At 38.9% G+C, this 14,398-nt stretch carries 17 protein-coding genes; 8 read left to right on the top strand and 9 right to left on the bottom strand.

From position 1 onward, the window contains the following. Positions 1–32 precede the first annotated feature (32 nt). Complete coding sequence (gene lexA / locus F9B85_RS00625) at positions 33–668, top strand: transcriptional repressor LexA (protein WP_151617681.1); 636 nt, start codon at positions 33–35, stop codon at positions 666–668. Between the two features lie 72 nt (positions 669–740). On the opposite strand, the gene F9B85_RS00620 is transcribed toward lexA, so the two are convergent. The 4 genes from F9B85_RS00620 to F9B85_RS00605 form a co-directional block, all read right to left on the bottom strand. Beyond that, the gene (locus F9B85_RS00620) at positions 741–1,817 is read right to left on the bottom strand and encodes a D-alanine--D-alanine ligase (protein ID WP_151618319.1); all 1,077 of its coding nucleotides are present in this window, start codon (positions 1,815–1,817) and stop codon (positions 741–743) included. A 56-nt stretch (positions 1,818–1,873) separates the two neighbouring features. Further along, positions 1,874–2,353 carry a DUF456 domain-containing protein gene (locus tag F9B85_RS00615; protein ID WP_151617680.1) on the bottom strand — a complete coding sequence of 160 codons (480 nt, stop codon included), beginning with the start codon at positions 2,351–2,353 and terminating at the stop codon, positions 1,874–1,876. Positions 2,354–2,395: 42 nt separating this feature from the next. Beyond that, positions 2,396–3,691, bottom strand: coding sequence for a methionine gamma-lyase family protein (locus F9B85_RS00610; protein ID WP_151617679.1), 1,296 nt, complete (start codon positions 3,689–3,691; stop codon positions 2,396–2,398). 248 nt (positions 3,692–3,939) lie between these two features. Beyond that, complete coding sequence (locus tag F9B85_RS00605) at positions 3,940–4,116, bottom strand: 4Fe-4S binding protein (RefSeq protein ID WP_151617678.1); 177 nt, start codon at positions 4,114–4,116, stop codon at positions 3,940–3,942. 150 nt (positions 4,117–4,266) lie between these two features. Here F9B85_RS00605 and F9B85_RS00600 point away from each other — a divergent pair, with 150 nt between their 5' ends. Both F9B85_RS00600 and F9B85_RS00595 read left to right on the top strand, forming a co-directional pair. Beyond that, a complete protein-coding gene (locus tag F9B85_RS00600) occupies positions 4,267–4,806 on the top strand; it encodes a nitroreductase family protein (RefSeq protein WP_151617677.1) in 540 nt (179 codons plus the stop codon). A 359-nt stretch (positions 4,807–5,165) separates the two neighbouring features. Further along, entirely contained in the window at positions 5,166–6,320 is a 1,155-nt protein-coding gene (locus F9B85_RS00595; RefSeq protein ID WP_151617676.1) for an iron-containing alcohol dehydrogenase, read from the top strand. Positions 6,321–6,425: 105 nt separating this feature from the next. Here F9B85_RS00595 and F9B85_RS00590 read toward each other — a convergent pair whose 3' ends face one another. After that, a complete protein-coding gene (locus tag F9B85_RS00590; protein WP_151617675.1) occupies positions 6,426–6,758 on the bottom strand; it encodes a hypothetical protein in 333 nt (110 codons plus the stop codon). A gap of 406 nt (positions 6,759–7,164) precedes the next feature. Then, positions 7,165–7,728: a cupin domain-containing protein gene (locus tag F9B85_RS00585; protein ID WP_151617674.1), complete on the bottom strand. Its 564-nt coding sequence runs from the start codon at positions 7,726–7,728 to the stop codon at positions 7,165–7,167. A 226-nt stretch (positions 7,729–7,954) separates the two neighbouring features. Here F9B85_RS00585 and F9B85_RS00580 point away from each other — a divergent pair, with 226 nt between their 5' ends. Further along, positions 7,955–8,482: a DoxX family protein gene (locus tag F9B85_RS00580; protein ID WP_151617673.1), complete on the top strand. Its 528-nt coding sequence runs from the start codon at positions 7,955–7,957 to the stop codon at positions 8,480–8,482. 41 nt (positions 8,483–8,523) lie between these two features. On the opposite strand, the gene F9B85_RS00575 is transcribed toward F9B85_RS00580, so the two are convergent. Beyond that, positions 8,524–9,555 carry an AAA family ATPase gene (locus tag F9B85_RS00575; protein ID WP_243138018.1) on the bottom strand — a complete coding sequence of 344 codons (1,032 nt, stop codon included), beginning with the start codon at positions 9,553–9,555 and terminating at the stop codon, positions 8,524–8,526. A 204-nt stretch (positions 9,556–9,759) separates the two neighbouring features. Here F9B85_RS00575 and F9B85_RS00570 point away from each other — a divergent pair, with 204 nt between their 5' ends. The 4 genes from F9B85_RS00570 (at position 9,760) to F9B85_RS00555 (ending at position 12,465) form a co-directional block, all read left to right on the top strand. Next, complete coding sequence (locus F9B85_RS00570) at positions 9,760–9,897, top strand: zinc ribbon-containing protein (protein WP_170270055.1); 138 nt, start codon at positions 9,760–9,762, stop codon at positions 9,895–9,897. Between the two features lie 178 nt (positions 9,898–10,075). Further along, positions 10,076–10,852 (top strand): energy-coupling factor ABC transporter permease, encoded by a 777-nt coding sequence (locus tag F9B85_RS00565; protein ID WP_151617671.1) that lies wholly within the window; start codon positions 10,076–10,078, stop codon positions 10,850–10,852. Between the two features lie 60 nt (positions 10,853–10,912). Next, the gene (locus tag F9B85_RS00560; RefSeq protein WP_151617670.1) at positions 10,913–11,617 is read left to right on the top strand and encodes a CbiQ family ECF transporter T component; all 705 of its coding nucleotides are present in this window, start codon (positions 10,913–10,915) and stop codon (positions 11,615–11,617) included. Beyond that, complete coding sequence (locus F9B85_RS00555; protein WP_151617669.1) at positions 11,614–12,465, top strand: energy-coupling factor ABC transporter ATP-binding protein; 852 nt, start codon at positions 11,614–11,616, stop codon at positions 12,463–12,465. Before F9B85_RS00560 ends, F9B85_RS00555 begins: the two co-directional genes overlap by 4 nt. Before the next feature lie 18 nt (positions 12,466–12,483). Here F9B85_RS00555 and F9B85_RS00550 read toward each other — a convergent pair whose 3' ends face one another. Both F9B85_RS00550 and modB read right to left on the bottom strand, forming a co-directional pair. Then, complete coding sequence (locus F9B85_RS00550; protein ID WP_151617668.1) at positions 12,484–13,614, bottom strand: sulfate/molybdate ABC transporter ATP-binding protein; 1,131 nt, start codon at positions 13,612–13,614, stop codon at positions 12,484–12,486. Further along, entirely contained in the window at positions 13,611–14,285 is a 675-nt protein-coding gene (gene modB, locus F9B85_RS00545; protein ID WP_151617667.1) for a molybdate ABC transporter permease subunit, read from the bottom strand. Before modB ends, F9B85_RS00550 begins: the two co-directional genes overlap by 4 nt. Between the last annotated feature and the right edge of the window lie 113 nt (positions 14,286–14,398).

The raw sequence follows: 14,398 nt of genomic DNA, 5'->3' as shown, positions 1-14,398 counted from the left end.
GCGAAATGTCCCGGGAGGTGTTCCAATCTATAATGGTGGAGCAAAGTAATAGTAAAAGAAAAGAATTAAGTGAACGTCAAAAGCATATTCTTGCATTTATACGTAATGAGTCGCAACGGCGTGGTTATCCACCTTCGGTACGCGAGATTGGCGAAGCGGTTGGCTTAAGCTCTAGCTCCACCGTACATGGTCATCTTCATCGTTTAGAAAAGCTAGGCTATATAAGACGTGATCCTTCTAAACCAAGAGCCATAGAGGTTCTCTTTAATAATGGAACTAATTGTGAGCAAACTTTGGTTGAAGTGCCTAAAGTAAATAAAATTGTAGCCGGTAAGCCTCTCTTTACAAGTGAGAATCGAGACGGCTCTTTTACTTTACCTTATGATTTCATTCAGACTGATCAAGTTTTTATGATCCCTAATCGTGGCGAGAGCATGGTTGAAGCAGGTATCTATGATGGCGATTTGCTCGTTGTTCAAAAGCAAGAAGAAGCTCAAAATGGTGATGTCGTCGTCGTCTGGCTTAGTGAAGATGTGACGGTAAAGCAAATTTTTCAAGAAAAAGATCATTATAGGCTTCAACCGGCTAACAAGGAAATGGATCCTATATTAATGAAGGAAGTGAACGTGATTGGCAAAGTCATTGCTGTCATACGTAAGCTTTCTTAAGTTAAAGCCTTAAAAAAGCAAAAAAAAGCGCCTCTCTATCTTTTTAATTGATGATGAGAAGCGCTTTTTTTATTATTTTAACTTTTGTTTTACCTCATATCTAGCTGTAGCTAGCTCAATAAGCTTTGTTAATAAGTCGCTGTAATTAAGACCTGAAGCTTCCCAAAGTTTTGGGTACATGCTAATAGAAGTAAAACCTGGCAGGGTATTAAGTTCGTTAATCAAGATCTGACCGCTTTTTTTATCCATGAAAAAGTCTACACGAGCAAGACCAGTACCATCGATGGCTTTAAAGGCTTTTATGGCCATTTCTTGGAATAGAGCCATCTCCTGTTCTGAAAGGGGAGCAGGAATTAATAAGCTTGATTTATTGTCTACATACTTAGCTTTGTAGTCATAAAAATCATTACAAGGAACAATTTCTCCTGCAATAGAAGCAGATACTTCTTCATTCCCGAGTACGCTTACTTCAATCTCCCGAGCATCAACGCCTTCTTCTACTACAATTTTGTGGTCGTAGAGCAGTGCTTCTGCAAAAGACTTCTGCAGTTCTTCACGATTACTCGCTTTAGAGACACCAACACTAGAACCCATATTGGCAGGTTTCACAAAAAGAGGATAGGCTAGATTTTTTTCTATATTTTCAATTATTGAAGTAACATCTTTTTCCCATTGAGAGCGATGCACTATAGAATAGGGTACTTGAGGTAGACCTGCTTGTGCGAATAGGCTTTTCATGGCACCTTTATCCATTCCGCAAGCTGAGGCGAGAACGCCACAGCCTACATAAGGTACATTGGCCAGTTCGAAAAGACCTTGTATAGTACCATCTTCTCCGTTCGGACCATGAAGTACAGGGAAAAAGACATCTACGGCGATCTCTGCCCAGCCTTTTTCTGTGTAGCGTAAAAGTCCTTGCCTCCCTGGTTCAGGAAGCATATAGACAGGCTCTCCGTAGGGCTTGTGATCTTTTTGCATTTTCTCGATTACGTCATCACCAAGCCACCACTTGCCCTGGCCATCGATAGCTACGATAAGTACTTCATACTTTGCTTTATCTAAGGCACCTGCAACTGAATTGGCTGATACGAGTGATACTTCATGTTCACCGGAACGCCCTCCACAGAGCAGGGCCACCTTTTTCTTCATCAAAGAAACCTTTCCCCCTTTTGAGCAAAAAAATTTCGATTATAAAAAGTTTATGCTCACCATATTCTCCATATGAATGCAACAATCATACCAAAAGCAATAAATAAACGAACTACCGTGGCACCGACTAAGCCGATCATCGTTCCAATACCTGCTTCGATAGCAAAGTCGATAGAACGACCTTTCATTAATTCTCCAATTACAGCTCCTAGAAAAGGACCTGCCACAATGCCAAGTGGCCCTAAAACTAATAAACCAACAACGCCGCCTATGACAGCGCCCCAAGCACCTGATGAGGAAGCTCCAAAGCGTTTAGCTCCCCATGCTGTGCCAAGATAGTCAATAGCTACAGCCACTATGACAATTAGTAAGTTTACTAGCAAAAATAGAGGTGTCATGGTCACAAAGCCCTCAGAAAAACCATAACCGACCATGGCTAGAAAAATCAAGGGTATGCCAGGAATGACAGGTAAGAAAGTTCCCAATGCTCCGATAAACATGACTACAATAGCAACAATCAACCAGAGATCATACAAAAGTCTAACCTCCTTATCCTCTCTATTAAAATAGTATAAGGTTTAAGGTAGTAAAGCGCGATCATATAATTTTTGCGCCGCTATTACAGCTCCAAGGCGTACGAAGGTTTGACTTAGTCCACCTTGAAAATAGACAGCATAGGGTTCGCGAATAGGTGCATCGGCGCTAAGTTCGCTGGTGGCGCCTTGAATAAAAGTTCCACCAGCCATAATCACAGGATCGGCATAGCCTGGCATAGCGTTTGGTTCTGGTAAGACAAAACCGTCAACAGGACAGGCTTGTTGTAAGCCCTGACAAAAAGCAACAACACCTTCTGCTGTTCCAATAGTGATTGCTTGTATTATGTCGCTCCTGTGCTCATCGTAACGAGGTGTTACGGCAAAACCAAGTCTTTCGAATAAGCGAGCGGCAAAAATAGCCCCAGCTAAGGCTTCGTAAACTACTTGAGGAGCCATAAAAAGACCTTGAAAATAAAGTCTACGGCCTCCGGGACTGCTACCAACATGAGCGCCAATGCCAGGTGCCGTCAAGCGTCCTGCTGCTTTTTCTACTAGTTCTGCTTTGCCTGCTACATAACCACCTGTTGGAGCTAAGCCTCCGCCAAGGTTCTTAATCAGTGATCCAGCGATGAGGTGAGCTCCTAAAGCTGTTGGCTCTAACTTTTCTACTAGTTCACCGTAGCAATTATCAACGAAAGTGAGCACATGAGGATGGCGTTGGTTAAGAGTCTGACAAGCCTGTCCAATCTCTGCTACTGACAAAGAAGGTCTTAGACTATAGCCTCGCGAGCGTTGGAACATAACCAACTTAGTCCGCGGGCTAACTTGCTCTAACAAGGTCGGTAAATCAATTGAGCCATCTGGTTTTAGGTCCACTTGTCGATAGGTGATGCCAAAATCTTGTAGACTGCCAGAAGCTTGATCTATACCGATTACTTCACGCAAAGTATCATAAGGCAAGCCTGTAGCAGAGATAACTTCGTCGCCAGGTCTTAATAGGCCGTAAAGGGCCGCCGCGATAGCATGGGTCCCTGATACAAATTGTTCTCTGACTAGAGCACTTTCAGCAAAAAGGGCTTGCGCCATTACTTGATCTAAAGTATCTCGTGCTGAGTCGCCATAACCATAGCCTGTAGATACACCAAGATGATAATCTGAAACGCGGGATTCTTGAAAGCTTTCTAGCATGCGCAATTGATGGTAATCTCGTAATCCTGACAGTTCCTCAATTACAGGTGCAACATCAATGGCAGTTAGAGAGGCAACTTCCGCAATGGTAGAAGAAAGTCTACCTTTTTGGACTAAATCCTTAAAAAGTTGGTTCGCTGTGGTGGTCATCTATGTTCTATGTCCTCCAGAAATATAACAAAAATAAGCTCCTTTCCCTTCGGTAAGGAGCACATAGTGCGGGTTAATGATACCATATTTCGAAAGAATTGCCTAGCTATCGTCAATTTTCGGTAATTTATCAACTCTATTGTCTGCTTTTTCTAGCAATGAAAAAACCTCTGCTCTAGCGATGCTAATTAGCAGAGGTTTTACTACTTCTAATTTAGTTGTACCTTATATGTATTAGATTTTGCTTATTAGACTTTGTCAATACAGTCTACTGGACAGGCTTGTACGCAAAGTGTGCAATCTACACAAACTTCTTCAACAACGTAGCGCTTTCCATCTTCTTGTTCCTTGATGCATCCTGCGGGACATACGTCTTCACAAGCACCACAGGCGATACATTCATCTAAACGAATTCTATGAGCCATAGTTAAAATCCCTCCATGATATGTAATATAACTAAAGAAGTCATTTAATTTTAATATCATCTCTGATAATTGTAAAGAAGCTATTGCAAAGTAAAAGGTGTTTTTTTGTGTATTGTCGAAGAATAATTGCTAAGATAGGAGGTTTTACTAATGGCTATAGTACCTGCAATTATGAAAAGAGAAAGCAAACGTTCATATCTTGACAAGGCAGTACCACAAGAAGTGGTGCAAGAATTACTGGAAGCTTTACGCTGGGCACCTTCTTGCCGCAATAATCAGCCTTGGCGAGTCACAGTTGTGCAAAGTGAAGAAGGAAAAGCAAAGCTAGCACCAGCAATAGCTCCTGGTAACGACTGGGCGACTAAAGCTCCGCTTGCTATGATTGTATCATCTAATCCCAAAGATGATATGAACTTAGCGGGTAGAGAATATTATCTTTTTGATTGTGGTCTGGCAGTGCAAAATCTTCTTATCCAAGCAACAGAAGTTGGTTTAATGAGCCATCCTACTGCTGGTTGGAACGAGAAAGCTATTCAAAGTGCTTTTGATATCTCAACGGAGGAACGAGTTCTTTGCGTTATATTCATAGGTTATCCCGGTTCTATTGATGATCTAGATGAAGAAACCAAAGCAAAAGATAGTGCTCCTAGGACACGCAAGCCCCTTGAGGAATGGGCCAGATTCATCTAGATAAATTACTCTAAATAATTACCCTAGCGTACAGTAACACTTAAGCCAGTCTGCTTTAGATTTCTCAGGGCAGACTGGCTTAAGTGTTTTTGAATAAAAAGGGCCTTTAGGTACAAAAATACCTTAGTATCTAAAATTGATTATGCTCTGATTTTAGAAGCTATCTATAGTATAGAAAACGCATTGTGCTTGTTATTATTATCAACAATAACTAGGTTGCTTGAGCTTTCTGGTTATTTATTTATAATATGAAATAACAAGTACATATGGAACCAGGCCCCATTGATTCCTCTCCTTGATACCACAAAATTTTTTCTTGTTTCAATTACTCATTAATTATACTTGGGAGGAAGATCAAAATGTCAGATGTACGTGCTTTCTTTATGCCAACAGTAAATCTTATGGGTAAAGGGTCTGTTCAACTTGCTGGTGAGCGCATAAAAAACTTAGGTGGAAAAAAAGCTCTTATCGTAACCGATAAAGATCTTGTTCAATTAGGTGTAGCTAATCATATTAAAAATATCATTGAGAGCTCTGGTATTGGTTGTGCTATTTTTGATGGTGCAGAGCCTAACCCTACAGACTTAAATGTTGAAGCAGGTTTGGCGGCTTTAACTCAAGCTAATGCAGATGTAATTGTTTCTCTCGGCGGTGGTTCACCTCATGACTGTGCCAAAGGGATTGCCTTGGTTGCTACAAATGGTGGCTCTATTCGTGATTACGAAGGTCTGGACAAGTCTACTAAAGCAATTATGCCACTTATCGCAATTAATACTACCTCTGGTACGGCTTCTGAGATGACTCGTTTTTGTATTATTACTGATACATCTCGTAAAGTAAAAATGGCGATTGTTGATTGGCGCGTTACCCCGACTGTTTCCATTGACGATCCCGACTTGATGCTAGGTATGCCTCCTGGACTAACAGCGGCTACTGGTATGGATGCACTTACCCATGCCGTCGAAGCCTATGTTTCCACTATTGCAACACCAATTACCGATGCCTGTGCAATTAAAGCTATTGAGCTTATCGCTACAAACTTAAGAGCCGCTGTCGCTAACGGATCAAACTACTCAGCTCGCGAAGCTATGACCTATGCTGAATTCCTTGCTGGCATGGCCTTTAATAACGCTTCTCTAGGTTATGTCCATGCCATGGCTCACCAGCTAGGTGGTTTCTATAATTTACCTCATGGTGTTTGTAATGCCATCTTACTACCTCATGTTGAATCTTTTAATTTAATTGCTAGTACCGAGAGATTCCGCGACATCGCTATTGCTATGGGCGAGAATGTCAACGGCTTATCTACTCGAGATTCTGCTGATAAAGCTATTGAGGCTATTCGTAAGCTTTCTACTGATGTTGGTATTCCTTCAGGCTTGTCAGCATTAGGTGTTAAAGAGGAAGACTTACAGATTATGGCTGAAAATGCTATGAAAGACGCTTGCTCTTTTACTAACCCTCGACAAGCTAGACTTAACGATATCATTCAGATTTTCCGTAACGCTCTGTAATGGGTTCTATTAATTAAAGGATAAAGGTAAGCACCCTACTATCTTCAAAAAGATGGAGGGTGCTTTTTTTTGCATTAACTTAGTTTACTATAAGAAAAAGTAGCCTTAATCGGCTACTTTTTCTACTAATTCAACTGTAACTTGAGGTTCTCGACCTGCGCTTTTGGCAAGTCTAACTTGTTCTTTATAAGTACGGTGAGTTGATGCTTTTTTCAAAGCTTCTTCTTCGTTAGCTACGTTAGTAACAAACATCTTGGCATTATTGATTATAATGCGGTAACGACTTTGCTCTTCTTTATGCTGTTGCCTGCGAGCTACCTGTTCTAGCTTTCTTTTTATGCGACGAGTGGCCTTAGCATCAGCAATAAACATTTCTTTAGCTTCGCCTTCTAAAAAAGCGGCCTTTTCTCTTTTTTTGGCGATTCTTTTCTTGATCATCAGTTACACCCCTACTTTTTGTGGTTGTTGCTTTTTGCTCTTGCACGGAAAGCACTTTTTGACTGTGCAAAGAACCTTTTGGCATGCTTTTTGCGATCTTGTGATGAACAAATGTTTTTCACATGGAGCATCAACTTGTTCTTAAGTCTCATAGCGCAAACCCTTTCTATATATTATTTTGGAGTTAATACCTTTTTATGCTACTTACTTTAACCCCTTTATGTTATAGATTATTATATCAAAAAAATCGACCAACGTCCTGTGTGCTTTTGTAAGTAATGTTATTTAATTGCATTTATCTGGAATTTGGGCTATAAAAAAACCTCTTAAACAGTTTTTGCTATTCTAAGAGGTTTTTATAGCTATTGATTTTTAGGAGATGATATCTTGTTAGTACTTAAGAAATTCAATATCCATGATGCCCTACATCATCTTCTTTGGTTCTGTGAACTGTGCCACGTGGATGCTCTGGTGGCGCATAAATAGAGTATAATTTGAGTGGTTTTTGGCCTGTATTAATTAAATTGTGCCATTTGCCAGCAGGGACAAATATGGCATAGTCATCATAGACTCGTTTTTGGAAATCCAAATTTTCTTTTCTATCACCCATTTTCACAATTCCTTCGCCTTCTTCAATACGAAGGAATTGATCATGGTCGTAATGTACTTCTAAACCTATGTCGTCTCCCACATTGATGCTCATTAAGGTAAGTTGTAGGTATTCACCTGTCCATAAAGCGGTACGAAAAGTTTGGTTTTGTTTTGTAGCCTCCTCTATATTAACTACAAAGGGGTTAGGTCCATAATCTTTTAATCTAATCATTGGTCTTCGTTCTGGGTGGCAATAGGTTGGTGTGTTGTATCCGTATTGATAGGGATAACTTCCATAATCATAGTTCCTACGGTATGGATAATATATTGGTGCTTTAGCGCAGTGAGAACATGGATAGGGTTTGTAAGGCTTATACATATTGCTCAATCCTTTCGTAATATAGCCCTATCATATGTTCTATGGTAAAGAAATGTGTTCTATTTCGGCAAAGACTTGGAGTCCCTTATATGCAATATATCCAACATTTACATGGTGTAAATTATAAAAAAGTTTCAACTTTTTAACGAATAATATGTTAACATATACAGGCAACCATTCTATAGAATCCGCAATTACTATTTTTTTACGAAAAGGAGTTTTGTAAATGTTGCGGCAATTACTTTCTGAACCTAGACTTGTACCACTTTGGACAGTACTCCGTTTCTGGCTCGGATATCAATGGTTGTCTAGTGGCTGGGGTAAATTATTCAGTCCGGCATGGACAGGTGAAAACGCACCTGTAGCGATTATGGGCTTTTTTAATGGTGTATTAGAAAAAGCTCAGACAGGTGCTAAGCCTGAAGTCAAAGGCTGGTATGCCAGCTTCATCGAGGCATTCGCTATCCCCAATGCAGAGTTTTTCTCTTATCTAATTCCTGTTGCTGAAGTATTGGCTGGCTTAGGTTTAATTGTGGGTGGTCTTACGACCATTGCGCTACTAGGCGGTTTTACTATGAACCTGAACTTCCTTTGGGCTGGTACATCTTCCTCTAACCCAGAGATGTTAATCGTTACATTAGTATTGCTCTTTGCTGGCGCTCACGCTTACCGATATGGGGTAGATCATTATCTTTTCCAATGGATTCATAAGTTTCGTGGTACTGCTAAAAATTCCACGTCTTCATCTTCCTGATAAGCAAGGAAGCATCGATAATATAAGAAAAAGAGATCTCTCTATTGGGAGATCTCTTTTTCTTCACAACATTGTTTACAACCTTCGATTATATCTTGTCTTTCTAATACTATTAGTTCTTGACGAGAAAACTTTTTTTCATTATTTGTGCTTAGTAATCGAACTGCATGTCTACGAATTGATTTTTCAATAATGTTACGAACCAATCGTGCGTTGCCTCTATGAGGGTGTCCTATGCGTTCTTGTTCATTTAGGTATCTTTCTAAAGCCAGCTTTCCTTCACCAGATAAAAGATACTCTCTTTCTTTAACCATTGCTTCAGCAATTTCCAGTAATTCTTTTGTTTCATAGTCAGGAAACTCTAGCTGAATAGGAAAGCGAGATCGAATCCCCGGATTGGTTCTTAAGAAAATATCCATTTCATCTTTGTAACCAGATAAAATAACAATAAGGTTGTCACGAAAATCTTCAACGCTTTTGACTAAACAATCCACGCATTCCTTTCCAAAATCCTTATCTCCACCACGAGCCAATGAATAGGCTTCATCGATAAATAGTACACCACCAAGTGCCTTCTTTACTTGTTCTCTTGCTCTTATCGCTGTATGTCCAATGTACTCGCCTACAAGGTCTGCTCTTTCTACCTCAATTACGTGACCTTTTGGAAGAACGCCTAACTCCTTAAAAAGTCTTCCTACAATTCTAGATACGGTTGTTTTTCCTGTACCTGGATTACCTTTGAAAATCATGTGTAATGCCATGGACTCGTTTGATAATCCTTCTTGAATTCTCATGTTTCTTACTTCTACAAAAGATCTAAGCTCATGGATTAATGCTTTTACTTCCTGAAGTCCTACAAGGCAATTTAATTCTTTTAGAATTTCTTCTATTGCTTCGTTATTGATTTCTTTAACAGTATTTTCCGTTCCTTTGGATAATTTCTTCTCTTTTGTTTTATCATTTCTTAATGCTTTAGCACTTTTAATCGTTTCAGGTAATTTTGAAGGCAACCAGGCACTATTTTTGAGATTGGCCAACTGAGCCTCTGGATTTATGTTCAACTTTATTCTCAATCCAGCGCCTCCCTTGCATTGAAAGTATTCTCAATTATATGTAAGCAAGCTCTTTTTGTGAACAGTTAAAATTTTCTCTATAAATCTTTATGGAGTGCAAGAAAGATTTATGGAAAATCTAGAACAATCTTGTAAAAAATATTTCTTAAAGAAAAGGATTCGTACTTATTTTATAGAAATGTTACTATTATGGAGGTGATGATGATGCCATCAGCAGGTGAAAAACCAGGCAAAGGCTCTTACAAGTGTGAGAAGTGCCGATTTGTAGCCGACCTTGAAGACGGTGATGCTTTACCAGTCTGTCCTATCTGTAAATATACTGGTTATGTAAAATTAAGTTAACAAAAAAAGACCATTAGGGGTATTAGTTTTGCCCGTCCTAATGGTCTTTTTTTATTGCTTTTAGACAACTATTACATACTTTTTATAGGTTGCAACTATATTTAAAAATACCTTACTTTTCCTTTAATATTGTGATAATATTTATCAATGGGACAGATGATTTTAGGAGGATTCAATCATGACTCATCTTCATTTTCCCGATGGCATCTTACCCCTTTGGTTCGCTGTACTTGGTCTTATAATTACAGCTACTATATTAGTTCCAGCCCTAAAAAAGTTAAAAGAAGAAGAACACTTTGCTAAGAAAGTTTCTCTGATAGCTCTATTCTCCGCTTTGATGATTATTGCTATGTCTATTCCTTTGGGCTTTATTCATTACCACATGAATCTAGCTGTCTTAGTTAGTTTACTCATTGGTCCCTGGTATGCTTTTATATCTATTTTTGTCGTTAATAGCTTTTTAAGCCTTATCGGACATGGTGGTATTACTGTTGTTGGACTTAATACACTTATTCTAGGATTTGAAGCTTTCTTAGCTTATTATTTATTTACTGCCTTACGTAAAATGTTACAGCCCTTTATAGCCCTTTTCTCTACCGTTCTAATTTCTTTGATCTTTACAACCTTTTTCATGCTTTTTGTGGTCTTTTTGGCAGCTTTAACTACAGAACCACTAATACTTGGCGATTACTTAGAAAAAGGACATGAACTGGCCAGTGGTGTCATGCTTTGGTCTCTTCAGATCATATTGCCTATTGCTCTCGTTGGTGCAATACTAGAGTCAATTGTTTCCACTGTGATTGCAAAATATTTAGCCAAGTTAAAGCCAGAGCTAGTTGCTCATTTAGGTTTGACTTTAGATGGTTATAATTCTATTGATACAAACAATGGGAAAAGAACTTTTGAAGTGATTCAAGGATATAAAGACCGTAAAGATGAAGAAATCCATAAATAAGCTAGAGATCGCCAGCAGAACAGAGATGTTATAGACTTTAAGTGAAGAGGCCGTGAGTAAATGAATTTACCATCTGTAGATTTCCTGGCCGTTTCAGGAAAAAGTTATCTTCATAAAGTGAGTGTTTCTTGCAAGTTGTGGTGCCTCTTAATTTTACTTATAGCTGTATTGCTAGCTCATAATGTTTATCTACTTGCTTGCTTAGCCTTACCTCTGTTATTATTTCTGCATTTTGTAGTTAATTTTTCAATTTTGAAGCAGTTTTACATCTATATATATCCCCTCTTTTTTAGTACAATTTATGGTGCTTTTTTTCTTGGTTTTGCTGGTGAAGAGCTTCTAGTAATTGTCTTACGAGCAGTTACTGCAGTAATTCTATTACTAACGCTGATTACAACAACGCCTTACATAAAAATCTTTGCAACAGTTAGCAAGATTGCTCCTTCTGTACTAATTGATATATTTCTTCTTACTTATCGAGCCTTTTTTCTTTTGTTATCTAAAATTCTAGAAACACTAAGTGCCTTACGCTTACGCGGTGCTATGGAAGGTTATTCCTTACAACGGAAGCTTACTAATATGGGATCTTTTCTTGGTTTAGCTTTTGTTAAAGCCATCGATCTAAACGAAAAAAATTATTGGATGATGATTGCTCGAGGCTATGAAGGCGGTATTAATAGTAAAAGAGAAAAATCTTTTCAAGGAATTGACATTCCCCTTTATATTACATCGTTAATTTATTTAGTCATGGCGGTGTTACCATGAAAACAATCGTAGAGATTGAATCGCTTGTTCATCGTTACCCCGATCACACAACTATTGAGTTTGGCGGTCTGGACTTTAATATTGCGCCAGGTGAAGTTGTGGCTCTTTTAGGGAGTAATGGCTCCGGCAAAAGTACATTATTGAACCATCTTATAGGTCAGTTGACTCCCCATACTGGATCAGTAAAAGTTTTTGGAGTTAATCCACGCAAAGAGATTAAGAAAATTCGCCACTTGCTTGGTATGGTTTTGCAATCTCCAGAGGAGCAGTTGCTCGGCCCCACTGTATGGGATGATATTGCTTTTGCTCTTTATAATGCTAAGTGGCCCGAAGAGAAAATAGTTGAACGAGTGGAAAGTGTCATGGCAGATCTCTCTATCGGTCATCTACATGAAAAACTTCCCCATTACTTAAGCGGTGGTGAACAGCAAAAAGTAGCTTTAGCTGGTGCCATCGTTATGAATCCGCAACTGCTTATTCTTGATGAGCCTTTTTCTAGACTTGATATAAAAAGCAAAAGTGCTCTTATTGAGATGTTGCGTAAGATCAATCAAAAGTATGGCACGGCTATTTTGCTTACTTCTCATGATTTATCTATGTTACCTGAGTTAGCTCACAAGGTATATATTATAAAAAAAGGTCGCTTCATTGGCCAAGGTAAGCCTGAAGAGACCTTGCTAAATATTCCATTGTTATTAGAAGCAGACTTAGAGCCACCAGCACTGCTTGAACTTGTAGCGCTGTTGCGTAAGCAAGGTGTCGATCTTCCCTATTCCTCAAAAGCAGAAGAAGTTGCTTCTGCTCTATTGCCTTATCTATCTTATAATAGACGCATTATTTCTCGTTGAAGTCTAGATCTCAATTACTTAAGTAGGCCATAAGGCAAAAGCTTGAACAGGCATTTGTATATAGCAGGATTCGCCTTGATGATAGATTTTACTGTCATCAAGGTTTTCACTTTTTGCGACCTGAACTTGCAAGTCGTACTCTTGTATAGCTTGTGTTGAAGCAGTTGGTGCTTCTACAAAGGGGATATCTAATTTTAGAAAAAGCTTCTGGCCATCAGGTTCAATAATATTTTGAACTATCTTAGCTTGTAGCGTGTTTTCTCTTTGCTTAAGTTCACCATCATTAGCATTGAATAATCTAATCTTAGAAGGCCGAATACCTGCTGATACTTTAGTGTTATCAAAGTTAGGATTGGGGACTTTTAAGTCAATAGGATAGCTCCTTAAGCGCAAAGTAGCATAATCTTGGTTACGTGCTATAATTGAGCCATCAAAAATATTCTTTGTTCCTACAAAGCGAGCTACTGTCCGATTGACTGGTTGATGTACGATCTCATCACGACTGCCAAATTGTAATATTCGACCATTTTCCATTACGGCAATGTGACTACAGAGGCGATAAGCTTCCTCTAAGCTATGAGATACTAGAATCATAGTGCCGGAGTAAGCATTTTTTAGCTCTATTACTTCTTTTTCTAGCTTGCTTTTTACTTGACTATCTAGTGCTGAGAAAGGTTCATCTAATAGCAATAGACTTGGATCAGTTACTAGGGTTCTCGCAAGGGCAACCCGTTGCTGTTGTCCTCCTGACAATTGAAAAGGATAACGATTTTCAAAACCTACTAAGCGCATTTTCGTTAATATGGAATGGGCTTTCTTTTTTTGCTCTTCTTTCGGCAAGTCTTTCAGTCCAAAAGTGATATTCTTTTCTACTGTTAGATGAGGAAAAAGAGCATAGTTTTGAAACAAAAAACCGATCTTACGTTTTCTAGCAGGAACAAATATTTTTTGCTTATTATCAAAAAATGTTTGTTCACCTACTTTGATGAAACCTTGATCAGGCTCTAATAATCCAGCGAGACAACGCAAGGTTATACTTTTGCCACAACCGGAAGGACCAAAAAGGCCTAACACTGCTCCTTGTGGAATCTCAAATTGCAATTCTAAGTCAAAAGAAGGTAATTTTTTTGTGATTTGGGCTTTGATCATCGCTGATCACTCCAGACTTTTCGATTCAAAAGATTGATCGCAATAAGCACTATGAAGGCTGTAATGGTCATTATTAAGACAAGTGTATTAGCTTTTCCTTGCTCCCCTGCTAACATAGCATTATAAATCGCTATGGGCATAGTCATAGTTACGCCAGGAATACTACCTGCTACCATTAAGGTCGTACCAAAGTCGCCTAAGGCTCGAGCAAACATTAGAACAATACCAGCAGTTATTCCTCGCCAGGCGTTAGGCAAGATAACATGGAAAAATATTTCCACTTCATTACGGCCTAAAACTCTAGCTACATCAAGTAAGTCTTTAGATACACCTTCTATAGCTGTACGAGCAGTTTTGATAAAGTAAGGAATTGAAACAACGGTAGCCGCTATAATAACGCCTCGTATAGTAAAGATAAGTGGTAAGCCTAAGGATTCAAAAAATTGACCTATGACACTGTTGCGCCCTAACAAGACAAGAAGATAATAACCGAGTACAGTAGGAGGCAAGATCATGGGCAAGGTAAGTAAGGAGTCCACAACTTCTACCCAGCGTCCTTTAGATTTTCCAAGTAACCATGCTATAGGCAAGCCAATAATAAGTCCTATAATAGAAGCGATAAAAGCAACTTGAAAAGATAGCATCAGGGGAAATAAGTCCATATTGTCCATTGCTACTTCCCCTCCTCTTTCATGCTTTTCTCATACCTCTAATTCTCTACTTTTTTCATTGCCTTTTTATTTAGCTATGAATATATTTTTCATTTCCTTTAGTTAGCGACTTT

The sequence above is a fragment of the Heliorestis acidaminivorans genome, from assembly GCF_008933955.1.
Taxonomy (GTDB): domain Bacteria; phylum Bacillota; class Desulfitobacteriia; order Heliobacteriales; family Heliobacteriaceae; genus Heliorestis; species Heliorestis acidaminivorans.
The sequence above is the reverse complement of the archived record's forward strand: the minus strand, read 5'-3'. Positions and strand labels throughout refer to the sequence as shown.

Excerpts from the sequence above, each read along its gene's own strand:
- F9B85_RS00560 (WP_151617670.1), top strand. The coding sequence starts at position 10,913 with ATGAATTTACCATCTGTAGATTTCCTGGCCGTTTCAGGAAAAAGTTAT.
- F9B85_RS00580 (WP_151617673.1), top strand. The coding sequence starts at position 7,955 with ATGTTGCGGCAATTACTTTCTGAACCTAGACTTGTACCACTTTGGACA.
- F9B85_RS00610 (WP_151617679.1), bottom strand. The coding sequence starts at position 3,691 with ATGACCACCACAGCGAACCAACTTTTTAAGGATTTAGTCCAAAAAGGT.
- F9B85_RS00590 (WP_151617675.1), bottom strand. The coding sequence starts at position 6,758 with ATGATCAAGAAAAGAATCGCCAAAAAAAGAGAAAAGGCCGCTTTTTTA.
- F9B85_RS00555 (WP_151617669.1), top strand. The coding sequence starts at position 11,614 with ATGAAAACAATCGTAGAGATTGAATCGCTTGTTCATCGTTACCCCGAT.
- F9B85_RS00595 (WP_151617676.1), top strand. The coding sequence starts at position 5,166 with ATGTCAGATGTACGTGCTTTCTTTATGCCAACAGTAAATCTTATGGGT.
- F9B85_RS00605 (WP_151617678.1), bottom strand. The coding sequence starts at position 4,116 with ATGGCTCATAGAATTCGTTTAGATGAATGTATCGCCTGTGGTGCTTGT.
- F9B85_RS00620 (WP_151618319.1), bottom strand. The coding sequence starts at position 1,817 with ATGAAGAAAAAGGTGGCCCTGCTCTGTGGAGGGCGTTCCGGTGAACAT.
- lexA (WP_151617681.1), top strand. The coding sequence starts at position 33 with ATGGTGGAGCAAAGTAATAGTAAAAGAAAAGAATTAAGTGAACGTCAA.
- modB (WP_151617667.1), bottom strand. The coding sequence starts at position 14,285 with ATGGACAATATGGACTTATTTCCCCTGATGCTATCTTTTCAAGTTGCT.
- F9B85_RS00565 (WP_151617671.1), top strand. The coding sequence starts at position 10,076 with ATGACTCATCTTCATTTTCCCGATGGCATCTTACCCCTTTGGTTCGCT.
- F9B85_RS00585 (WP_151617674.1), bottom strand. The coding sequence starts at position 7,728 with ATGTATAAGCCTTACAAACCCTATCCATGTTCTCACTGCGCTAAAGCA.
- F9B85_RS00550 (WP_151617668.1), bottom strand. The coding sequence starts at position 13,614 with ATGATCAAAGCCCAAATCACAAAAAAATTACCTTCTTTTGACTTAGAA.
- F9B85_RS00600 (WP_151617677.1), top strand. The coding sequence starts at position 4,267 with ATGGCTATAGTACCTGCAATTATGAAAAGAGAAAGCAAACGTTCATAT.
- F9B85_RS00570 (WP_170270055.1), top strand. The coding sequence starts at position 9,760 with ATGCCATCAGCAGGTGAAAAACCAGGCAAAGGCTCTTACAAGTGTGAG.